The 15,723-nt window shown below is 65.3% G+C and carries 18 protein-coding genes; 6 read left to right on the top strand and 12 right to left on the bottom strand.

Annotated features, from left to right (window positions below; all coding sequences use genetic code 11):
- Positions 1-171 precede the first annotated feature (171 nt).
- The 3 genes from IPF76_RS05780 to xseA all read right to left on the bottom strand — a co-directional run bounded on the left by IPF76_RS05780 (position 172) and on the right by xseA (position 2,821).
- Positions 172-891, bottom strand: coding sequence for a M23 family metallopeptidase (locus IPF76_RS05780; RefSeq protein ID WP_366499155.1), 720 nt, complete (start codon positions 889-891; stop codon positions 172-174).
- Positions 892-1,103: 212 nt separating this feature from the next.
- The gene (locus tag IPF76_RS05775; protein WP_293840795.1) at positions 1,104-1,316 is read right to left on the bottom strand and encodes a DUF2093 domain-containing protein; all 213 of its coding nucleotides are present in this window, start codon (positions 1,314-1,316) and stop codon (positions 1,104-1,106) included.
- A 77-nt stretch (positions 1,317-1,393) separates the two neighbouring features.
- Positions 1,394-2,821 carry an exodeoxyribonuclease VII large subunit gene (gene xseA, locus IPF76_RS05770; protein ID WP_293840793.1) on the bottom strand — a complete coding sequence of 476 codons (1,428 nt, stop codon included), beginning with the start codon at positions 2,819-2,821 and terminating at the stop codon, positions 1,394-1,396.
- Between xseA and purD the strand changes: the two genes are divergently transcribed.
- Both purD and IPF76_RS05760 read left to right on the top strand, forming a co-directional pair.
- Positions 2,820-4,115 carry a phosphoribosylamine--glycine ligase gene (gene purD, locus IPF76_RS05765; protein ID WP_293840791.1) on the top strand — a complete coding sequence of 432 codons (1,296 nt, stop codon included), beginning with the start codon at positions 2,820-2,822 and terminating at the stop codon, positions 4,113-4,115. The genes xseA and purD overlap by 2 nt on opposite strands.
- A 79-nt stretch (positions 4,116-4,194) precedes the next feature.
- Complete coding sequence (locus IPF76_RS05760; RefSeq protein ID WP_293840788.1) at positions 4,195-4,863, top strand: hypothetical protein; 669 nt, start codon at positions 4,195-4,197, stop codon at positions 4,861-4,863.
- 208 nt (positions 4,864-5,071) lie between these two features.
- Here IPF76_RS05760 and IPF76_RS05755 read toward each other — a convergent pair whose 3' ends face one another.
- Positions 5,072-6,394, bottom strand: a complete 1,323-nt coding sequence (locus tag IPF76_RS05755; protein WP_293840787.1) for a hemolysin family protein — start codon at positions 6,392-6,394, stop codon at positions 5,072-5,074.
- A 214-nt stretch (positions 6,395-6,608) separates the two neighbouring features.
- Here IPF76_RS05755 and IPF76_RS05750 point away from each other — a divergent pair, with 214 nt between their 5' ends.
- Positions 6,609-7,298 (top strand): OmpA family protein, encoded by a 690-nt coding sequence (locus tag IPF76_RS05750; protein ID WP_293840784.1) that lies wholly within the window; start codon positions 6,609-6,611, stop codon positions 7,296-7,298.
- 54 nt (positions 7,299-7,352) lie between these two features.
- Here the strand turns inward: IPF76_RS05750 and IPF76_RS05745 are convergent, their stop codons facing one another.
- From IPF76_RS05745 to IPF76_RS05720, 6 genes are read right to left on the bottom strand one after another with little or no spacing between them, the layout of a single operon-like run.
- Positions 7,353-7,982 carry a MarC family protein gene (locus IPF76_RS05745; protein ID WP_293840782.1) on the bottom strand — a complete coding sequence of 210 codons (630 nt, stop codon included), beginning with the start codon at positions 7,980-7,982 and terminating at the stop codon, positions 7,353-7,355.
- Positions 7,979-8,653: a hypothetical protein gene (locus IPF76_RS05740; RefSeq protein ID WP_293840779.1), complete on the bottom strand. Its 675-nt coding sequence runs from the start codon at positions 8,651-8,653 to the stop codon at positions 7,979-7,981. Before IPF76_RS05740 ends, IPF76_RS05745 begins: the two co-directional genes overlap by 4 nt.
- Complete coding sequence (folD, locus tag IPF76_RS05735) at positions 8,653-9,558, bottom strand: bifunctional methylenetetrahydrofolate dehydrogenase/methenyltetrahydrofolate cyclohydrolase FolD (protein WP_293840776.1); 906 nt, start codon at positions 9,556-9,558, stop codon at positions 8,653-8,655. The genes IPF76_RS05740 and folD overlap by 1 nt, the downstream gene beginning before the upstream one ends.
- On the bottom strand, positions 9,558-9,857 hold the full coding sequence (locus IPF76_RS05730) for a YggT family protein (RefSeq protein ID WP_088443299.1): 300 nt from the start codon (positions 9,855-9,857) through the stop codon (positions 9,558-9,560). Before IPF76_RS05730 ends, folD begins: the two co-directional genes overlap by 1 nt.
- 44 nt (positions 9,858-9,901) lie before the next feature.
- Entirely contained in the window at positions 9,902-10,801 is a 900-nt protein-coding gene (gene argB / locus IPF76_RS05725; RefSeq protein ID WP_293841956.1) for an acetylglutamate kinase, read from the bottom strand.
- A 5-nt stretch (positions 10,802-10,806) separates the two neighbouring features.
- Positions 10,807-11,478: a queuosine precursor transporter gene (locus IPF76_RS05720; RefSeq protein ID WP_293840773.1), complete on the bottom strand. Its 672-nt coding sequence runs from the start codon at positions 11,476-11,478 to the stop codon at positions 10,807-10,809.
- Positions 11,479-11,593: 115 nt separating this feature from the next.
- On the opposite strand from IPF76_RS05720, the gene IPF76_RS05715 reads away from it, so the two are divergent.
- From IPF76_RS05715 to IPF76_RS05705, 3 genes are all read left to right on the top strand, one after another.
- Positions 11,594-12,946 (top strand): NupC/NupG family nucleoside CNT transporter, encoded by a 1,353-nt coding sequence (locus IPF76_RS05715; protein ID WP_293840770.1) that lies wholly within the window; start codon positions 11,594-11,596, stop codon positions 12,944-12,946.
- 105 nt (positions 12,947-13,051) lie between these two features.
- The gene (locus IPF76_RS05710; RefSeq protein ID WP_293840767.1) at positions 13,052-13,663 is read left to right on the top strand and encodes a beta/gamma crystallin-related protein; all 612 of its coding nucleotides are present in this window, start codon (positions 13,052-13,054) and stop codon (positions 13,661-13,663) included.
- Positions 13,664-13,676: 13 nt separating this feature from the next.
- Positions 13,677-13,997 (top strand): MliC family protein, encoded by a 321-nt coding sequence (locus IPF76_RS05705; protein WP_293840764.1) that lies wholly within the window; start codon positions 13,677-13,679, stop codon positions 13,995-13,997.
- Positions 13,998-14,033: 36 nt separating this feature from the next.
- Here IPF76_RS05705 and IPF76_RS05700 read toward each other — a convergent pair whose 3' ends face one another.
- Complete coding sequence (locus IPF76_RS05700; protein WP_293840761.1) at positions 14,034-15,176, bottom strand: epoxide hydrolase family protein; 1,143 nt, start codon at positions 15,174-15,176, stop codon at positions 14,034-14,036.
- A 30-nt stretch (positions 15,177-15,206) separates the two neighbouring features.
- Positions 15,207-15,695 (bottom strand): hypothetical protein, encoded by a 489-nt coding sequence (locus tag IPF76_RS05695; RefSeq protein WP_293840758.1) that lies wholly within the window; start codon positions 15,693-15,695, stop codon positions 15,207-15,209.
- Positions 15,696-15,723: the final 28 nt, after the last annotated feature.

Raw genomic sequence — 15,723 nt, 5'->3', positions numbered from 1 at the left:
TCCTTCCCTCGGGTCGAGTAAAGGACATTTGCCGTTTATTCCGACGTTTCACAAAGCATTGTGACGTATTTGCAACAACCGTGACATTTGGAGAAATACTATATGCCGCGATCCAGCATCTGCGACATATTGTTTCATCGGCAACCAGTTATTGCGGAGCTGTACGAGGACCTAGCCGCCGATCGGACCCGCGAGCTTGGCGGGATCGAGGCGTGCATCACGCCATTTCAGGCCCCAGTGCATATGCGGCCCCGTTGCGCGCCCGGTTCGCCCGACGGTTCCCAACGCCTGCCCCTGCATGACCCGGTCGCCAACCTTTACGTCGAGCCGCTGGCAATGGAGAAAGGCGCTGGTCAGCCCCATCCCATGATCGACGATCAACAAATGGCCCTCCAGCGTGAACGGCGATGTCGCCGCGAGCACGACGATGCCGTCCGCCGGCGCCACGAAAGGTGTTCCCGCCGGCACTGCGATGTCGGTGCCGCTGTGATAGGTTCCAGGCTTACCCTGATAGATGCGCTGCGACCCGAAAAAGCCCGACAGACGTCCGGTCACCGGCCATCGAAAGCTTTGTTTCCAGCCGTTGGCATCAATCTGCATGGCCCGCGCCGCATCGATCTGCGCGAGTTCGGCGGGGCGGCGGCGTTCGAAATCGGCGTCGCTCGCTGCGCTGCCGCGATACGGTGCGTTGACATGCTCCAGCCGCCAACTGCCCGGTGCCACCACCACCATGCGCTCGACCAGTCGCCCGTCCGCAAAGGTCGCAACGAGCCGGGCGCTCGGCCCCGCATCGCGGTCAAAGGCGATGAGGAAATCACCGTCGGCGGTCATCGGGATCGCCGCGCCATCGAGCGACAGCGCCTGCGTCCCGCCCGGCGCCTGCCCGATCATGACGCCGCCTTGCTCGGCAACACCGCGCAGGACGAAGTCGCGACGCAAAGGTCGTGACGGCCCGAACACCAATGGCGGCGACGGTGCGATCTCAGTGGAGGGCGCTGCGGTTGGGCGGGGCCGGGCGGGCGCCTCCGCCGCCGGTACACAGCTCGCCGCGACGATCAGAAGCGGCAGCGAGGCCGTATAGCGGAACCCGACACGCCCGAACCTCATGCCCCGCGCGCGGCGTCCAGTTCGGCCTGCACCGAAATGGCGGCGGTGGCATAGGGCTCCTGCCGCGCGACCGACCAGTAACGCAGCTCGTCGAGTCCGATCGGCGCGCTCGTCACCGCGCAAAGGACATGGTCGCCGGCCGCCAGGACGCGAAAGCCATTGGGTCCATATTGCAGGCGGGCGAGGCGATTGCGGCTGGCGATCAGCATGATTCGGTTGTCCGTTCAAGGGTCGGTGGTTGCGGCCACTATAACAGCCGAGCGCGGCGGGGCCACCCCCGGCGATGTCAGAACAGCTCGCCCTGCCCTCTTTTGGGCGGCGGCGCTGACGGCTTGCGGGCGGGACGGGGGGCGTCCGGCGCCAGCGGCGGGTCGCTGCCAGCGATCGCCACCGGAACCTCGCCATCGGCAAATTGCAACCGCAGATGCCCGGCGTCTTGCGCGCGGGCGGCGGTGGTGACGATCGCCCCGCGCGCATCGCGCACCATCGCATAGCCGCGCGACAGCAAAGCGCGCGGATCAAGACTATCGAGCAGCCGCCCCAGCCCTTCGAGCCGCGCGCGGTCGCGATCCCAGCGCCGCGCGAGCAATGACGGGCGCAGCGCCGCGCCGCGCGTTGCCAACCGCTCCGAGACGACGACCAGCCGCTGGCGCTGGCTGCGGTCGAGCCGATCGCCGCTATCGTCGAGCCGCTGGCGCTGCGGCGCATAAAGCGCCTCGCGCCGCGGCAAATGACGGGCCAGCGCGATCAGCCTTTCGCCCGCCAGCGCCTGATGCCGGTTCGCGGCGCCAATCATCCGCCCGCGCCAGGTCGCCAGCTGCACCTGCAGTTCGGCGCGCACCGGCACCGCCATTTCGGCCGCCGCGGTCGGCGTCGGCGCGCGCACGTCGGCGGCGTGATCGGCGAGTGTCACATCGGTCTCGTGCCCGACCGCGCTGATCGTCGGGATGCGGCACTCGGCGATCGCGCGCACGACCACCTCTTCATTGAATGCCCACAGATCCTCGATCGAGCCGCCGCCGCGCGCGATGATGACCAGATCGGGGCGTTGCACCGGCCCGCCGGGTGCAATGGCATCGAAGCCGCGCACCGCATTCGCGACCTGCGCCGCCGCGCCGTCGCCCTGCACCAGCACCGGCCAGACGATGACCTGCGTCGGACAACGATCGGCCAGCCGGTGCAGGATGTCGCGGATCACTGCGCCGGTCGGTGAGGTGATCACCCCGATGACGCGCGGCAACACGGGCAGTGCCTGTTTCCGCTCTCGGTCGAACAGTCCTTCCGCGCCAAGCCGCGCCTTCAGTTTTTCGAACAGCAGCATGAGCGCGCCCTCGCCCGCGACCTCGAGCGTATCGACGACGAGCTGATATTTGGAGCGCCCCGGATAGGTGGTGAGCTTGCCGGTCGCGATCACCTCGATGCCGTCCTCGGGCCGGAACGCCAGCCGCGCCGCCTGCCCCTTCCACATCACCATGTCGATCAGCGCATTATCGTCCTTCAGCGCCGCGTAGAAATGCCCCGATGCCGCGCGCTTGGCGCCCGACAATTCTCCCCGTACCCGCACGCGGGCAAAACCGTCCTCGACCGTCCGCTTGATCGCTGCGGACAATTGGCTGACCGACAGCGGCGGGACATTGTCGCCGGGCGCCGCCTCGGCTAACAGCCGCGCCGCGGGGTCGGTTTCGGACGCCGGATCGGAAAAAGGGACTGCCATGAATATCCTGCTGGTCGGATCGGGGGGCCGCGAGCATGCGCTCAGCTGGCAGTTGGCACAATCGCCAAGCTGCGCCAAGCTCTATGCCGCCCCCGGCAACCCGGGGATCGAGACGCACGCCGAATGTATCGCGATCGCCGCCGACGATCTGGATGGCCTGATCGCGTTTTGCACCGGACGCGGCATCGATTTTGTCGTCGTCGGCCCAGAGGCGCCGCTCGTCGCCGGGCTCGCCGACCGACTGCGCGCGCTGGGCATTGCAACCTTCGGCCCCGGCGCTGCGGCGGCGCAGCTCGAAGGGTCGAAGGGTTTTACCAAGGATCTGTGCGCCCGCGCCGGCATCCCCACCGCCGCCTATGTCCGCTGCACCTCGGCCGACGAAGCGCTTGCCGTCCTCGACGGCTTTAGCATTCCGGTTGTCATCAAGGCCGACGGCCTTGCCGCGGGCAAGGGCGTCGTCATCGCCGAAACGCGCGAAGACGCCGCGGCCGCAGTCGCCGACATGTTCGACGGCGCCTTCGGCAGCGCGGGCGCCGAAGTGGTGATCGAGGAATTTATGACCGGCGAGGAAGCGAGCTTCTTCGCGCTCTCCGACGGCACCGACGTGATGGCGTTCGGTAGCGCGCAGGACCATAAGCGCGTCGGCGACGGCGATGTAGGACCGAACACCGGCGGCATGGGCGCCTACAGCCCCGCCCCCGTTCTGACGCCCGCGCTCGAAGCGCAGGTGATGGACCGTATCATCCGCCCGACCGTGGCGACGCTCGCCGCCGAAGGCACCCCCTATATCGGCGTGTTGTTCGCGGGGCTGATGCTGACGGACGCGGGGCCGAAGCTGATCGAATATAATGCCCGTTTTGGCGACCCTGAATGCCAAGTGCTGATGATGCGCTACATCGGCGATCTCGCTGCGTTGCTCTATGCCGCCTCGACAGGCGCGCTGACGACGGCAGCCGCGCCCGCTTTCGCCAGCGACTACGCGCTCACCGTCGTCATGGCCGCTAACGGCTATCCCGCCGCGCCGACCAAGGGAGGTGCGATCCATGGCATTGCCGATGCCGAAACGGGCGGCGTTCGGGTTTTCCATGCTGGCACCGCGCGCGAGGGCGACCAGATCGTCGCCGCCGGCGGGCGCGTGCTCAACGTCACCGCAACGGGGCGCACGGTCACCGAGGCGCAGGCGTGCGCCTATGCCGCGGTCGACAAACTCGATTTTGCGAGCGGTTTCTGCCGCCGCGACATCGGCTGGAGGGAAGTCGCGCGCGAAGCACGCCACGGGGCTGCCGCGCGGTAGCCCGCGAGCCGAGTGAGAGCGACTGGACGCGGCGCGGCGCGGCGCATAGGCTGAACGAAAAGCAGGAGCGGAGGCAATCATGACGTGGCTTCAGGAGAATTGGATCATCGCGGTCGTCGGCCTGGTGGTCGCGGTCATATTGCTCTGGTGGCTGTTCGGACGGTCAAAAGCCGACGATCTGGCGCCACCTGTCATCGAACCGGCGAAGCCCGCCAAGCCGCTCGAACCCGTGAAGCCCGAGATTGTCGCCGCCGAACCCGCGCGCTTCAAACCGATCGTACCGGCGCCGGTACCGGCGGCAAAGGCGCCCCCCGCGCCAACCGCCCCCGTGGCGGCCGCCGAACCCGGACGCCCGGCGCCGGCGCCGGAACCCGCGGCGACCCCTGCACCGATCGCGGCCGAGCCTGCCGCGCCGGCCGCGGCGCCCGAACCTCTACCCGAGCCTGCTCCAGCGCCTGCGCCAACCCCCACGCTGCCCCCCGAAGCCGCCGCACCCAAAACCGACAATCTGCAATTGCTGAAGGGCGTCGGACCAAAGATGGTCGCGCTGCTGGGCGGCCTTGGCGTCACCAGCTATCAGCAGATCGCCAATTGGACCGACGCCGACATCGCCGCCATCGACCCCCAGCTCGGCGCCTTCCAGGGCCGCATCGCGCGCGACAATATCGTCGATCAAGCGGGCTATCTGGCGCGCGGTGACAAGGCGGGCTTCGAGGCAAAATATGGGGCGCTTGGCGGCGATCTCTGAGCGGCAGCTCTCGACCGGCTGCGAACATCCCTTCACGCGTCACCCTAAACCTATTTCAGGGTCGATGGCCTGCCGTTTCCTTCGGCGCTGCCCGGGATGGAGGCTTGGGCCATGGCTGCTGAAACACGTTCAGCATGACGAATTTGGACAATAGTGATCCATCCCTTGCCGACGTCCGCCAGCCACGCGGCGAAAGTGCCACGCCAGGCTAGTCCTCGTCGGCGCTCTTGGGCTTTGAAAGCTCGGTAACGAGCAGCTTGTCGATCTTGCGTCCGTCCATATCGACGATCTCGAACCGCCAGCCCTTGTCGATGAATTTCTCACCCTCCTTGGGCAGATGCTTCAGGATCGCCAGTGCGTGACCCGCCGCGGTCGCATAATCGCGGTCGTCGTCGAGCTCGATCCCCAGCCGTTCGGCCATCTGGTCGGCGGGCATCGATCCCGCGATCAGCAGGCTGCCGTCGTCGCGTTCGACCACGAATGGCTCGCTGCCGATATCCTGATCCGACGCAAATTCCCCGGCGATCGCGGCCAGCAGATCGGCGGGGGTCACCAGCCCTTCGAAATGGCCATATTCGTCGTGGACGAAGAGCATTGGCACGTCGGCGACGCGCAGTGCTTCGAGCGCGTCCATCGCATCGATCTGGTCGTGAATGACCTTCGCCGACCGGGTGAGCCGGTCGACGTCGAGCGCTTCGCCGCGGAACAGCGCCGCGGCAATGTCGCGCGCCTGCACCACGCCGACAATATCATCAACCGAGCCGCGCGCGACCGGGAGGCGCGTGTGGGGGCTCTGGAGCAGTTTGGCGCGCACCGCATCGGCATCGGCGGCGATATCGACCCAGTCGACATCCTTGCGCGGCGTCATCACCTCACGCACCGGACGATCGGCGAGGCGCACGACGCCCGAGATGATCGCGCGCTCGCTTTCCTCGATCAGCCCCGATTTCGACGCCTCGGCAACGATCAAATGCAGCTCTTCCGCCGTCACCCGGTCTTCGGATTCGCGATTGAGGCCCAGGATGCGAAAGACCAGCGCCGAACTGCGGTCGAGCAGCCACACCAACGGCGCGCCGATTTTTGACAGCCACAACATCGGGAGCGCAATGAAGATCGCAATCGGCTCAGGCGCGCGCAACGCGAACTGCTTGGGTACCAGCTCACCGACGATCAGCGAAAAATAGGTCGTCACCGCGATAACCACCGCAAAACCGACGGTCAGCGCGGTTTCGTCGTCGAGACCCAGCAGCGCCTGCAACCGCTCACCCACCGGGCCGCCGAGGCTGGCTCCCGAATATGCACCGGCCAGGATGCTGATGAGCGTGATGCCGACCTGCACCGTTGACAGGAACCGCCCCGGATCGGCGGTCAATTGGCGCGCCACCGCGGCGCCGCGGCTACCGCGCTTTTCCGCCGCCTGCAGGCGCGGTGCGCGTGCCGACACGATCGCCAGTTCGGACATCGCAAAAACGCCATTGAGCAGGATCAGGACGGCGATGATCGCCACGTCGGACCATGGGAAAGGGGTCATTGGGCGGTAATCTGGCGCTTCGGCGCCCGGCCCCTGTCAGCGTCGGTCATGGGGAGCTTATAGGGCAAAGCCGCGCCATTGCACAATGGCGCCTTAACATGCGTCTCAGCAAGTGTTCAGGCGGATTCGGGAACTAGATCGCCAGCCATATGTTATCGGCACGAATGGCGGGCGCAATTGATCCATGCGGCCGCCAAAAAAGAGGGAACGACCAATGAATATCAAGACCATCAAACTTGCGACGCTGGCCACCATCAGCGCGGTAGCGCTGACCGGCTGCGTCACCGACCCCAACACCGGCGAAAAGCGCATCTCGAATGCCGCGATCGGCGGTCTCGGCGGCGCGCTCGGCGGCTATCTGCTTGGCGATCTGATCGGCGGCAAGAACAGCCGCACCGAAGAAATCGTCGGTGCAGGCATCGGCGCGGTCGCCGGCGCGGGCGTGGGCTATTATATGGACGAGCAGGAAAAAAAGCTGCGCCAGCGCACCGCGGGCACCGGCATCGACGTCGAACGGCAGGGTGACCAGCTGGTGCTCAATATGCCCGGCGACGTGACCTTCGATTACAACAGCGCGCTGGTCAAATCGCAGTTCCGCAGCGCCCTCGATAACGTCGCCTCGACGCTGGCCGAATATCCCAGCACCTATATCGACGTCTATGGCCACACCGATTCGACCGGCAGCGACAGCTATAATCAGGGTTTGTCCGAACGCCGTGCTTCCTCGGTCGCCGATTATCTAGGCGGCCGCGGCATCCAGCGCGCGCGCATGGCGACGATGGGTTACGGCGAAACGCAGTTGAAATGTTCGCCCGAGCGCGGCGAGGCCGATTATCAGTGCAACCGCCGCGTCGAAATCCGCATTGCGCCGGTGACGCAAGCGGACGTCAACGCCGCGCGCTAAAATTCCATTCCCGTGGAATGTCGAAAGGGCGTCGCCTGCGGGCGGCGCCCTTTTCTATGTGAGGCTAGGAAAGCTCGCCTTGAGCCCGTCGATGACGAATTGCGCGGCGAGCGCGGCGAGCAACACGCCGAGCAGCCGGGTGATCACCGCCTCGCCCTTGTTGCCGATGAAGCGCATCAGCGGCCCCGCCGCGAGCAGCGCGCCGAGCGTCAGCAGCAGCACGAGCAGCAGCGCACCAAATATCACGAACGCGCGATCGAGCCCGTTGTTCTGCGCCACCAGCAGCATCACCGAGGCGATCGACCCTGGCCCGGCGAGCATCGGCATCGCCATCGGGAACACCGACACATCTTCGATTTCAGGCGTCGCAATTACTTTCTCGGCGCGCTGTTCGCGGCGTTCGGTGCGCTTTTCGAACACCATGTCGATCGCGATGATGAACAGCATGATACCGCCCGCGATGCGGAAGCTGTCGAGATCGATGTGGAGGAAGCTGAGCAACGCTTCGCCGAACATCGCAAAAAAGACGAGGATGCACCCGGCAATCACCGTCGCGCGGATCGCCATCGACCGGCGCTGCTGCGCGCTCGCGCCGGTGGTCAGACTGGCATAGATCGGCGCACAGCCCGGCGGGTCGATGACCACGAACAGCGTGACAAAAGCCGAGATGAACAGGTCGATCATGGCTGTTTGGGCGCCGCGACCTGATCGTCGATCACCGTTGCCATCGTCTTGCCATCCCACAGCCGGATCGTCACGCGGCGCGACTGGTCGGAGCGCACCGTCGAGGTCCAGCTTAAAGTCTGGTCGGGCGACAGGCCGACGGCCATATCGTCACCCTCAGCGCCCGCCTCGATCGGAACGGCGGGGCGCGATCCGCACACCGCTTGCTTCGACGCGATGAATTCGGGCGCCTCGCGGGGGCTGGTCAATCCGTCGCCATGATCGAGAATCCAGTCGATCTTGCCGCTCTTGGGATCGCGCATCCACACGGTGCTGAAAAAGCCGTGCGCTGGGCCCTTCTGCCACGCGCCCGTTGTGACGCCGCTGTTGCCGTCGCAGCTGACATAGACCGCGTGCGGCTGCCATTTGACCGCTTCGGCGGGGTCTTTCTGGGTCTTGAGCCAGTCGCGCGCCTTCACCCGCTGCGGCACAAACATGACCGCATCTGGATGCGATGTTTCGCGAAACGCCGTCCACTGGCCCTTTTCCTGCGCCAGCCGCGCGAAGCCGATCTCCGCGGCGACAAAGGCGCTCGGGTTTGGTCCCAACGGGCGGTTGCGGATGTCGTTGGGATCGCCGGCGCAACCTGCGAGCAACGACAGGGCAAGGGCGGGAAGCAGCAGAGTGCGCATCAGAGGCCTTCCGGATCGGCGAGCCCCGCGCGGCGGTGCGCGGCGACGAGGGTATTGCGGAGCAGGCAGGCGATGGTCATCGGCCCGACCCCGCCGGGTACCGGGGTGATCGCATCGGCGACCGCTGCAGCTTCGGCATAGTCGACATCGCCGACCAGCCGGCCCCTTGCCGCGCCTGCGACGGGCGGCAAGCGGTTGATCCCGACATCGATGACCACCGCGCCGGGCTTGATCCAGTCGCCCTTGACCATCTCGGCGCGCCCGACCGCCGCAACCACAATGTCAGCGCGGCGGACGAGAGCGGGCAGATCTTTGGTCCGGCTGTGCGCCATGGTCACAGTGGCGTTGGCGCCAAGCAGCAATTGCCCCATCGGCTTGCCGACGAGGATCGAGCGCCCGACGACGATCGCATCCTTCCCCGACAGGTCGCCGAGCCGGTCCTGGAGCAGCAGCAGGCAACCATAGGGGGTGCACGGCACCATCCCGGCAATGCCAAGTGCGAGGCGTCCGGCGCTGACCGGGGTCAGCCCGTCGACATCCTTGTCAGGGTCGATCGTCGCCACCGCCGCCTGTTCGTCGAGGTGGCTGGGAAGTGGCAATTGCAGCAGGATGCCATCAACCGATTCGTCGGCATTGAGCGCTGTCAGCAGTGCTTCGACTTGGTCCTGCGTCGCGGAGGCGGGCAGGCGGTGCTCGTAACTCACCATGCCAGCGGCGATTGTCGCCTTGCCTTTCGACCCGACATAAACCGCGCTCGCCGGATCGTCGCCGACCAGCACGACCGCAAGCCCTGGCGCGCGTCCGGTCGCCGCGACAAATGCGGGGACGGCATCGGCAATCCGGCCGCGCAGACCAGCGGCAAACGCCTTGCCGTCGATCACCTGCGCGGCGGTCTCAACTGTCATCACGCCATGCCGTTCGCATAGGCGAGGCGGCCGAGATAGTTGAGCACCGGACCGTCGAGAATGATGATGATGATCAGCACCAGCATTGGGGTCAGGTCGAGTCCGCCAAAGTCAGGCATGATACGGCGGAAGGGCCGGTACAGCGGCTCGGTAATCCGGTCGAGCACCGTCCACAGCTGATTGACGAAATCATTGTGCGTGTTGATCACGTTGAACGCGATCAACCACGACATCACCGCCTGCGCGATGATGAACCACCACAGGACCGTCAGGATGATGTGGACGATCTGGAGGAGCATGAGAACCAAGGCGATTTCTCCGAAATAGGGTCTTGCCGCGTCTCTTAGCGGTGAATGAGCGTGCCTGCACCCCTTGCGGTGAAAATTTCCAGCAGCATCGCGTGCGGCACCCGCCCGTCAAGAATGACCGCGGCCTCGACCCCGGCATCGACCGCCGCAATGCAGGTTTCGACCTTGGGGATCATCCCGCCGGTAATCGTTCCGTCGGCCTTCAGTGCGTCGATCGCCGTCCGGTCGAGATCAGTGAGCAGCGCCCCCGCCTTGTCGAGCACTCCGGCGACGTCGGTGAGCAGGAAAAAGCGTTTGGCGCCGAGCGCCCCGGCGATCGCACCCGCCATCGTGTCGGCATTGATGTTGTAGGTGGCGCCATCGGCGCCGAGCGCGACCGGCGCGACGATGGGGATGAAATTATCCTTGGTCAGATTGATCAGGATCGTCGGATCGACCGCGACGGGTTCACCCACAAAGCCGAGGTCGACATGGCGCTCGATCCCCGAATTGGGGTCGGGCTGGGTCCGGCGGACCTTTTCGGCGAGCACCAGGTTCGCGTCCTTGCCCGAAATGCCGACCGCACGCCCGCCGAGCGCCGCGAGCCAGCCGACAATTTCCTTGTTGATCTTGCCCGCCAGCACCATCTCGGCGACCTCGGCGGTTGCCGCATCGGTGACGCGCAGCCCGCCGACAAAAGACGATTCGATCCCGAGCTTCTTCAGCATCGCGCCGATCTGCGGCCCACCGCCGTGGACAACGACCGGGTTGATCCCGACGGCTTTGAGCAGCACGATGTCTTCGGCGAAATCGCGCTGCGCCTCGGCATCGCCCATCGCGTGACCGCCATATTTGATCACAAAAGTTTCGCCGGCATAGCGCTGCAAATAGGGCAGCGCCTCGACGAGCGTTTCAGCCTTGGCGAGCAGGTCGGGCATTTTCGACGGGTCAGACATCGCCATCATCCCCCGTTCTTGGCGTCGAGATTACGGCCCAGCGCGACCAGCCCGGTGATCACGAACGGAATGACCAGCACCGACAGCGCGACCTTGGCCAGCATCTGTCCGCCCATCAGATTGGCGATCGGGAACACGCCGTAAAAGGCGATAGTGACGAACAGCAAGGTGTCGACGACTTGGCTGAGCGCGCTGGCGATCGCGCCGCGGATCGCCAGCCAGCCGGTCCCGGCGCCTTCGCGGCCGCGCAATTTGCTGAAGATCGTGACGTTCAGGAATTGCGAGGTGCCGTAGGCGACGATCCCCGCCGCCATCAGGCGCGGTGTCTGGCCGAGGATCATTTCAAACGATGCCAGTCGTGCCGGGTCCATCTCTGGCGCGGCCGGCAGGAAATAGACCAGCGACGTCAGCATGATCGACAGGACCAACGGAATAAAACCCCACAGCACCAGTTTGTTCGCGGTCGATTGGCCCTGCAATTCAGACACCGTGCTCGACAGCGCGACGAGGATCAGGAACGGGAAGATCCCGGCTTCCACGGCCAGCCCGCCAAAGAGCGCCACCTGCTTGTTCCCCAGCACCCCGGCGAGCACGACCATGCCGCCATAAATGATGGTGAAAAGGAACAGGGAGGGCGAGAGCGTGCGCGGCAGCGCCGTCGATGTGGTGTCGGTCATGCCGCCCGATAGTCGGTTTTGTCGGCGCTGGAAAGATGGGCGTGGCGCCAACACTTGCCCCACCGCCAAAGCCCGCTAGACAAGGCGCAACAATTTGCGGGGGACGCACGAATTTATGGAACGCCTGATTGGTCTGGTCGGTATCGTGGCACTGCTCGCGATTGCCGTTTTGTTTTCTTCGAACCACCGCTGGATCCGCCTGCGCATCGTCATTCCCGCCTTCCTGCTCCAGGCCGGTTTCGCGTTGCTGGTGATCGGCACGCCGTGGGGCCGCAATATCATTCAGGCAATGTCGAACGGTGTGTCGAACCTGCTCGGCTATGCCAAGGCGGGCACCGATTTCATCTTTGGCCCGCTCGCCTCACCCGAAATCGGCGCGAACAGCTTTGCCATCGCGGCGCTGCCCGTCATCGTCTTTTTCGCCTCGCTGATCTCAATTCTCTATTACCTCGGCATCATGCAGCTGGTGATCAAATGGGTCGGCGGCGGAATCCAGAAAATCACCGGCATCACCAAGGTCGAAAGCCTGGGTGCGGCAGCGAACATCTTTGTCGGCCAGTCCGAATCGCCGCTCGTCATCCGCCCCTATCTCGCGGGCCTCACCCCGCCGCAGCTGTTCACGATTATGACCGTCGGCATGGCGGGGGTCGCGGGGACGATCCTCGGCGCCTATGCCAGCATGATCGGCGAGCAATTGTTGCCCTATCTACTGGCGGCAAGCTTCATGTCGGCGCCGGGCGGCATTTTGATGGCGAAAATCATGATGCCCGACGATCCCAAAGATCTGGGCATCGAACCGGTCGTCATGCCCGAGGCAAGCCACGATGATGAAAAGCCCGCCAATATCATCATGGCGGCGGCACAGGGCGCGCAGACCGGGGTGAAACTCGCGGTCGCGGTCGGCGCAATGGTGCTCGCCTTTGTCGCGCTCGTCGCGCTCGCCAACGGTCTGCTCGGCGGCATCGGCGGCTGGCTGGGCTATCCCGACCTCTCGTTCCAGGCGATCATCGGCACCCTGTTCCGCCCGGTGATGTGGCTGATGGGGGTGCCGTGGGACGAAAGCGCCGTCGTCGGCGGTCTGTTCGGCAGCAAGATCGTGCTCAACGAATTTGTCGCCTTTATCGATCTGGGCAAGGTGCAGGGCGACATGTCGCTCGCCGCGGTCGCCATCGCCACTTTTGCCCTTTGCGGTTTCGCCAATTTCAGCTCGATCGCGATCCAGATGGCCGTGACCGGTGGACTCGCCCCCAACCAGCGTCCGATGATCGCCAAGCTGGGGCTGAAGGCGTTGTTGGCGGGCAGCCTGTCGAATTTGATGTCCGCTGCGCTCGCGGGTCTGATGCTTGGCATTGCGCCGCCGGTTGGGGCGCCGCCCGCAGCCCCGGCAGTCGAGGCTGTCGCAGTACCGCAAAACGCACCGTTATCCGAGCCGGACGCCGGGGCAGCAACCCCCTCCAAAACCCCCTGACTTGCCCGAGCCAACCCCTGGCAAGATTTGCAAGCCACGCCCCAATGGCGTAAACTCGGCAACGATAACGAATCCCGGGTCGCATTTGCCAACAGGGAGGTTGCCATGAAAACCGCATATCGTTTGTCGATCCTCGCCGCTGCAGCAGCGTCGATAGCGGCGGGGGTTCTCGCCACCACCAGCGCCCAGACCCCCGATGAACGCATGTACCGGCCGCCAGAGGCGACGATCTATCGCGACGCGGCCTATCGAGGCCCCGCGGTGTTCATCGGCGAGGCGAAACCGAACCTTGGCCTGGCATGGCCGGTCAATTCGGTGCGTGTCGCCAGCGGACGCTGGGAGCTATGCGAAAAGACGCGGTTTCGCGGCACCTGCCGCACGGTTGAACGCGACACGCCGATGCTGAACAACGTTCTGCGCGGCCTGACCATCCAGTCGATCCGTCCTGTCGGCAGCGGCGGCGGCTGGGATCCGGCACCCCCCGCGAACGATCAGGTTGCGCGCGGCAATTTTGCCGAATTCCACACCCAGCCCGCGCAAGGCAACCGCCGCGTCCTCGCTTGCCAGTCCGGATCGGCAACAGCGAACTGCGCGGCGCAGGCCGCCGACAATTATTGCCGCTCGATCGGCTGGAACGGGTCGGCGCGCGAGCATATGGAAACGGTCAGCAACCGCGTCTATCTGGCCGACGTCCTGTGCGTCCGCTCGGGCTATTGAGGGGAGACGTGCGATGAACAAGACGATCGCGACCCTTCTCGCCGCCACCGCCGCGGTGGCAGTGTCCGGCTGCGCGTCGGTCCCCGCCAACACGGGTACCAGCTATGACTGCAGCGGCGGGACGCGGCTGAAGGTCGATTATGTCGGCGACGGCGCGATCGTCCGCGTCAACGGCGGTCGGACGATGGTGCTGAAATCGACCCCGGCCAACAGCGGCCAGATTTACGAGAATCTTACTGGCGCGCGGCTGGCACGCAACGGCAATGACGTGACGTGGAACACTGCGCTGCGCTCGGCGCCAGAAAGCTGCCGTGTCGTTTATACGCCGATGTGAAACCCGCAGGCCGCCGGCAGCGCCGGCGGCCAGTTGCTAAAGGGCCATCTTCGCCAGCGCGGCGCGAACCTCGCTGACGAACAGTGCGGGCTGCTCCCACGCGGCAAAATGGCCGCCGCGGGGCAGTTCGTTCCAGTGGACGATGTTTTTGTAGCGCCGTTCGGCCCAGCGCCGCGACAGCCGCATGATCTCGTTCGGAAACAGGCTGCACCCCGTCGGGACCAAAATCTCGCCCGCCGCGAAATTGCGGAAGCTGTGCCAGTAGAGCCGCGCCGACGAGGCTGCGCTCGCGGTCAACCAGTACAGGCTGATCGTGTCGAGCATCGCATCCTTCGTCAGCGCCCTTTCGGGATGGCCGCCGATCGACTGGCCGCCCGGCTGATGCCCGCAATCGGTCCAGCCGTGGAATTTTTCGGCGATCCACGCCATCTGGCCGACGGGCGAATCGGTCAGCGCATAACCGATCGTCTGCGGCCGCGTCGCGTGCTGGGTCGAATAGCCGCTGTCCTTGGCCTGATACCAGCCAAAGCGCGCCAGATAGAGCTGCTCGGCATCGCTGAGATCGGTCATCAGGTCGGGCGGCGGGGCACCGACGACCATATTGACGTGGATCCCGGCGCAATGATCGGCGTGGTTCATCCCGATCGCGCAGGTCACCGCGCTGCCCCAGTCGCCGCCTTGCGCGAAATAGCGATCGTAGCCGAGCGCGCGCATCAGCGCGTCCCACGCCGCGCCGATGTGCTCGACGCTCCATTTGGCCTCCGCCGGTTTGCCCGAAAAGCCGTAGCCGGGCAGCGAAGGGATCACGAGGTGATAGTCGGCCGATAGCGGCTCGATGACGTCGAGAAACTCGAGCACTGACCCTGGCCAGCCGTGGGTCAGGATCAGCGGGCGCGCGGCGGGATTGGCCGAGCGGATATGAAGGACATGAATGTCGAGCCCGTCGATCGTCACCAGATAATTGGGCAGTGCATTCAACCGCGCTTCGATCCGGCGCCAATCGTAATGGTCGCGCCAATAGGCCGCGAGTTCCTGCGCGTAAGCGAGTGGTATCCCCTGATCCCAGCCGTCCACAGTCTCCTTCTCGGGCCAGCGCGTGCGCACCAGCCGCTCGTCAAGGTCATCGAGCGATGCTTGCGGCACTTCGACCGTGAAGGCGCGGATATTATCGACGTCCATCAAAACTCCCCCCGGCTGGCTATCAGGCTATCAGGGCCGCGCGGGCGCCTTGCAGCCGCGTTGCAGCCCGACACCTTTCAAGAACCCGCGCCGCACCGTCCCGGCATAGACTGCTGCCGCATAGCGCCGCCGTTCGGCGTTTGCGCCGGTGACTTCGCCGATCAGGCCGCGAAACGGGATGATCGACCCGACGACGCTGCCCGCGACCCGCCCTGCTGTTTCTTCGCGTTTCTTGGCTCGATCCTTGTCCACGATTTCGTTGACGTCGGGGCCCAGAACTTCGTTCAGTTCGGTCACCTCGCGAATGATCGCCGAACATTTGCTAAGGCCCGCCAGCGAATAGGGCGCGCCCTCGATCGCCAGCAGCTTTTCGGGCGCTTCCTTGCCATCGAACGGTTCCGCCACCTGATTGGCGGTGTCCTTAATCGTCGGATTTTCGGGCGCGCCTTGCTGAGCATAAGATGATGCAGAGCCGACCAAGGCGGCGACTGACAATCCGGCGAGAATTTTCCTGTGCATATGACGCCTCCTTCGCTGCCCCCTGACA

The organism is Sphingopyxis sp. (genome assembly GCF_016704835.1).
In the GTDB taxonomy this organism is placed as follows: domain Bacteria; phylum Pseudomonadota; class Alphaproteobacteria; order Sphingomonadales; family Sphingomonadaceae; genus Sphingopyxis.
This window is presented reverse-complemented; position numbering and strand designations above follow the sequence as displayed.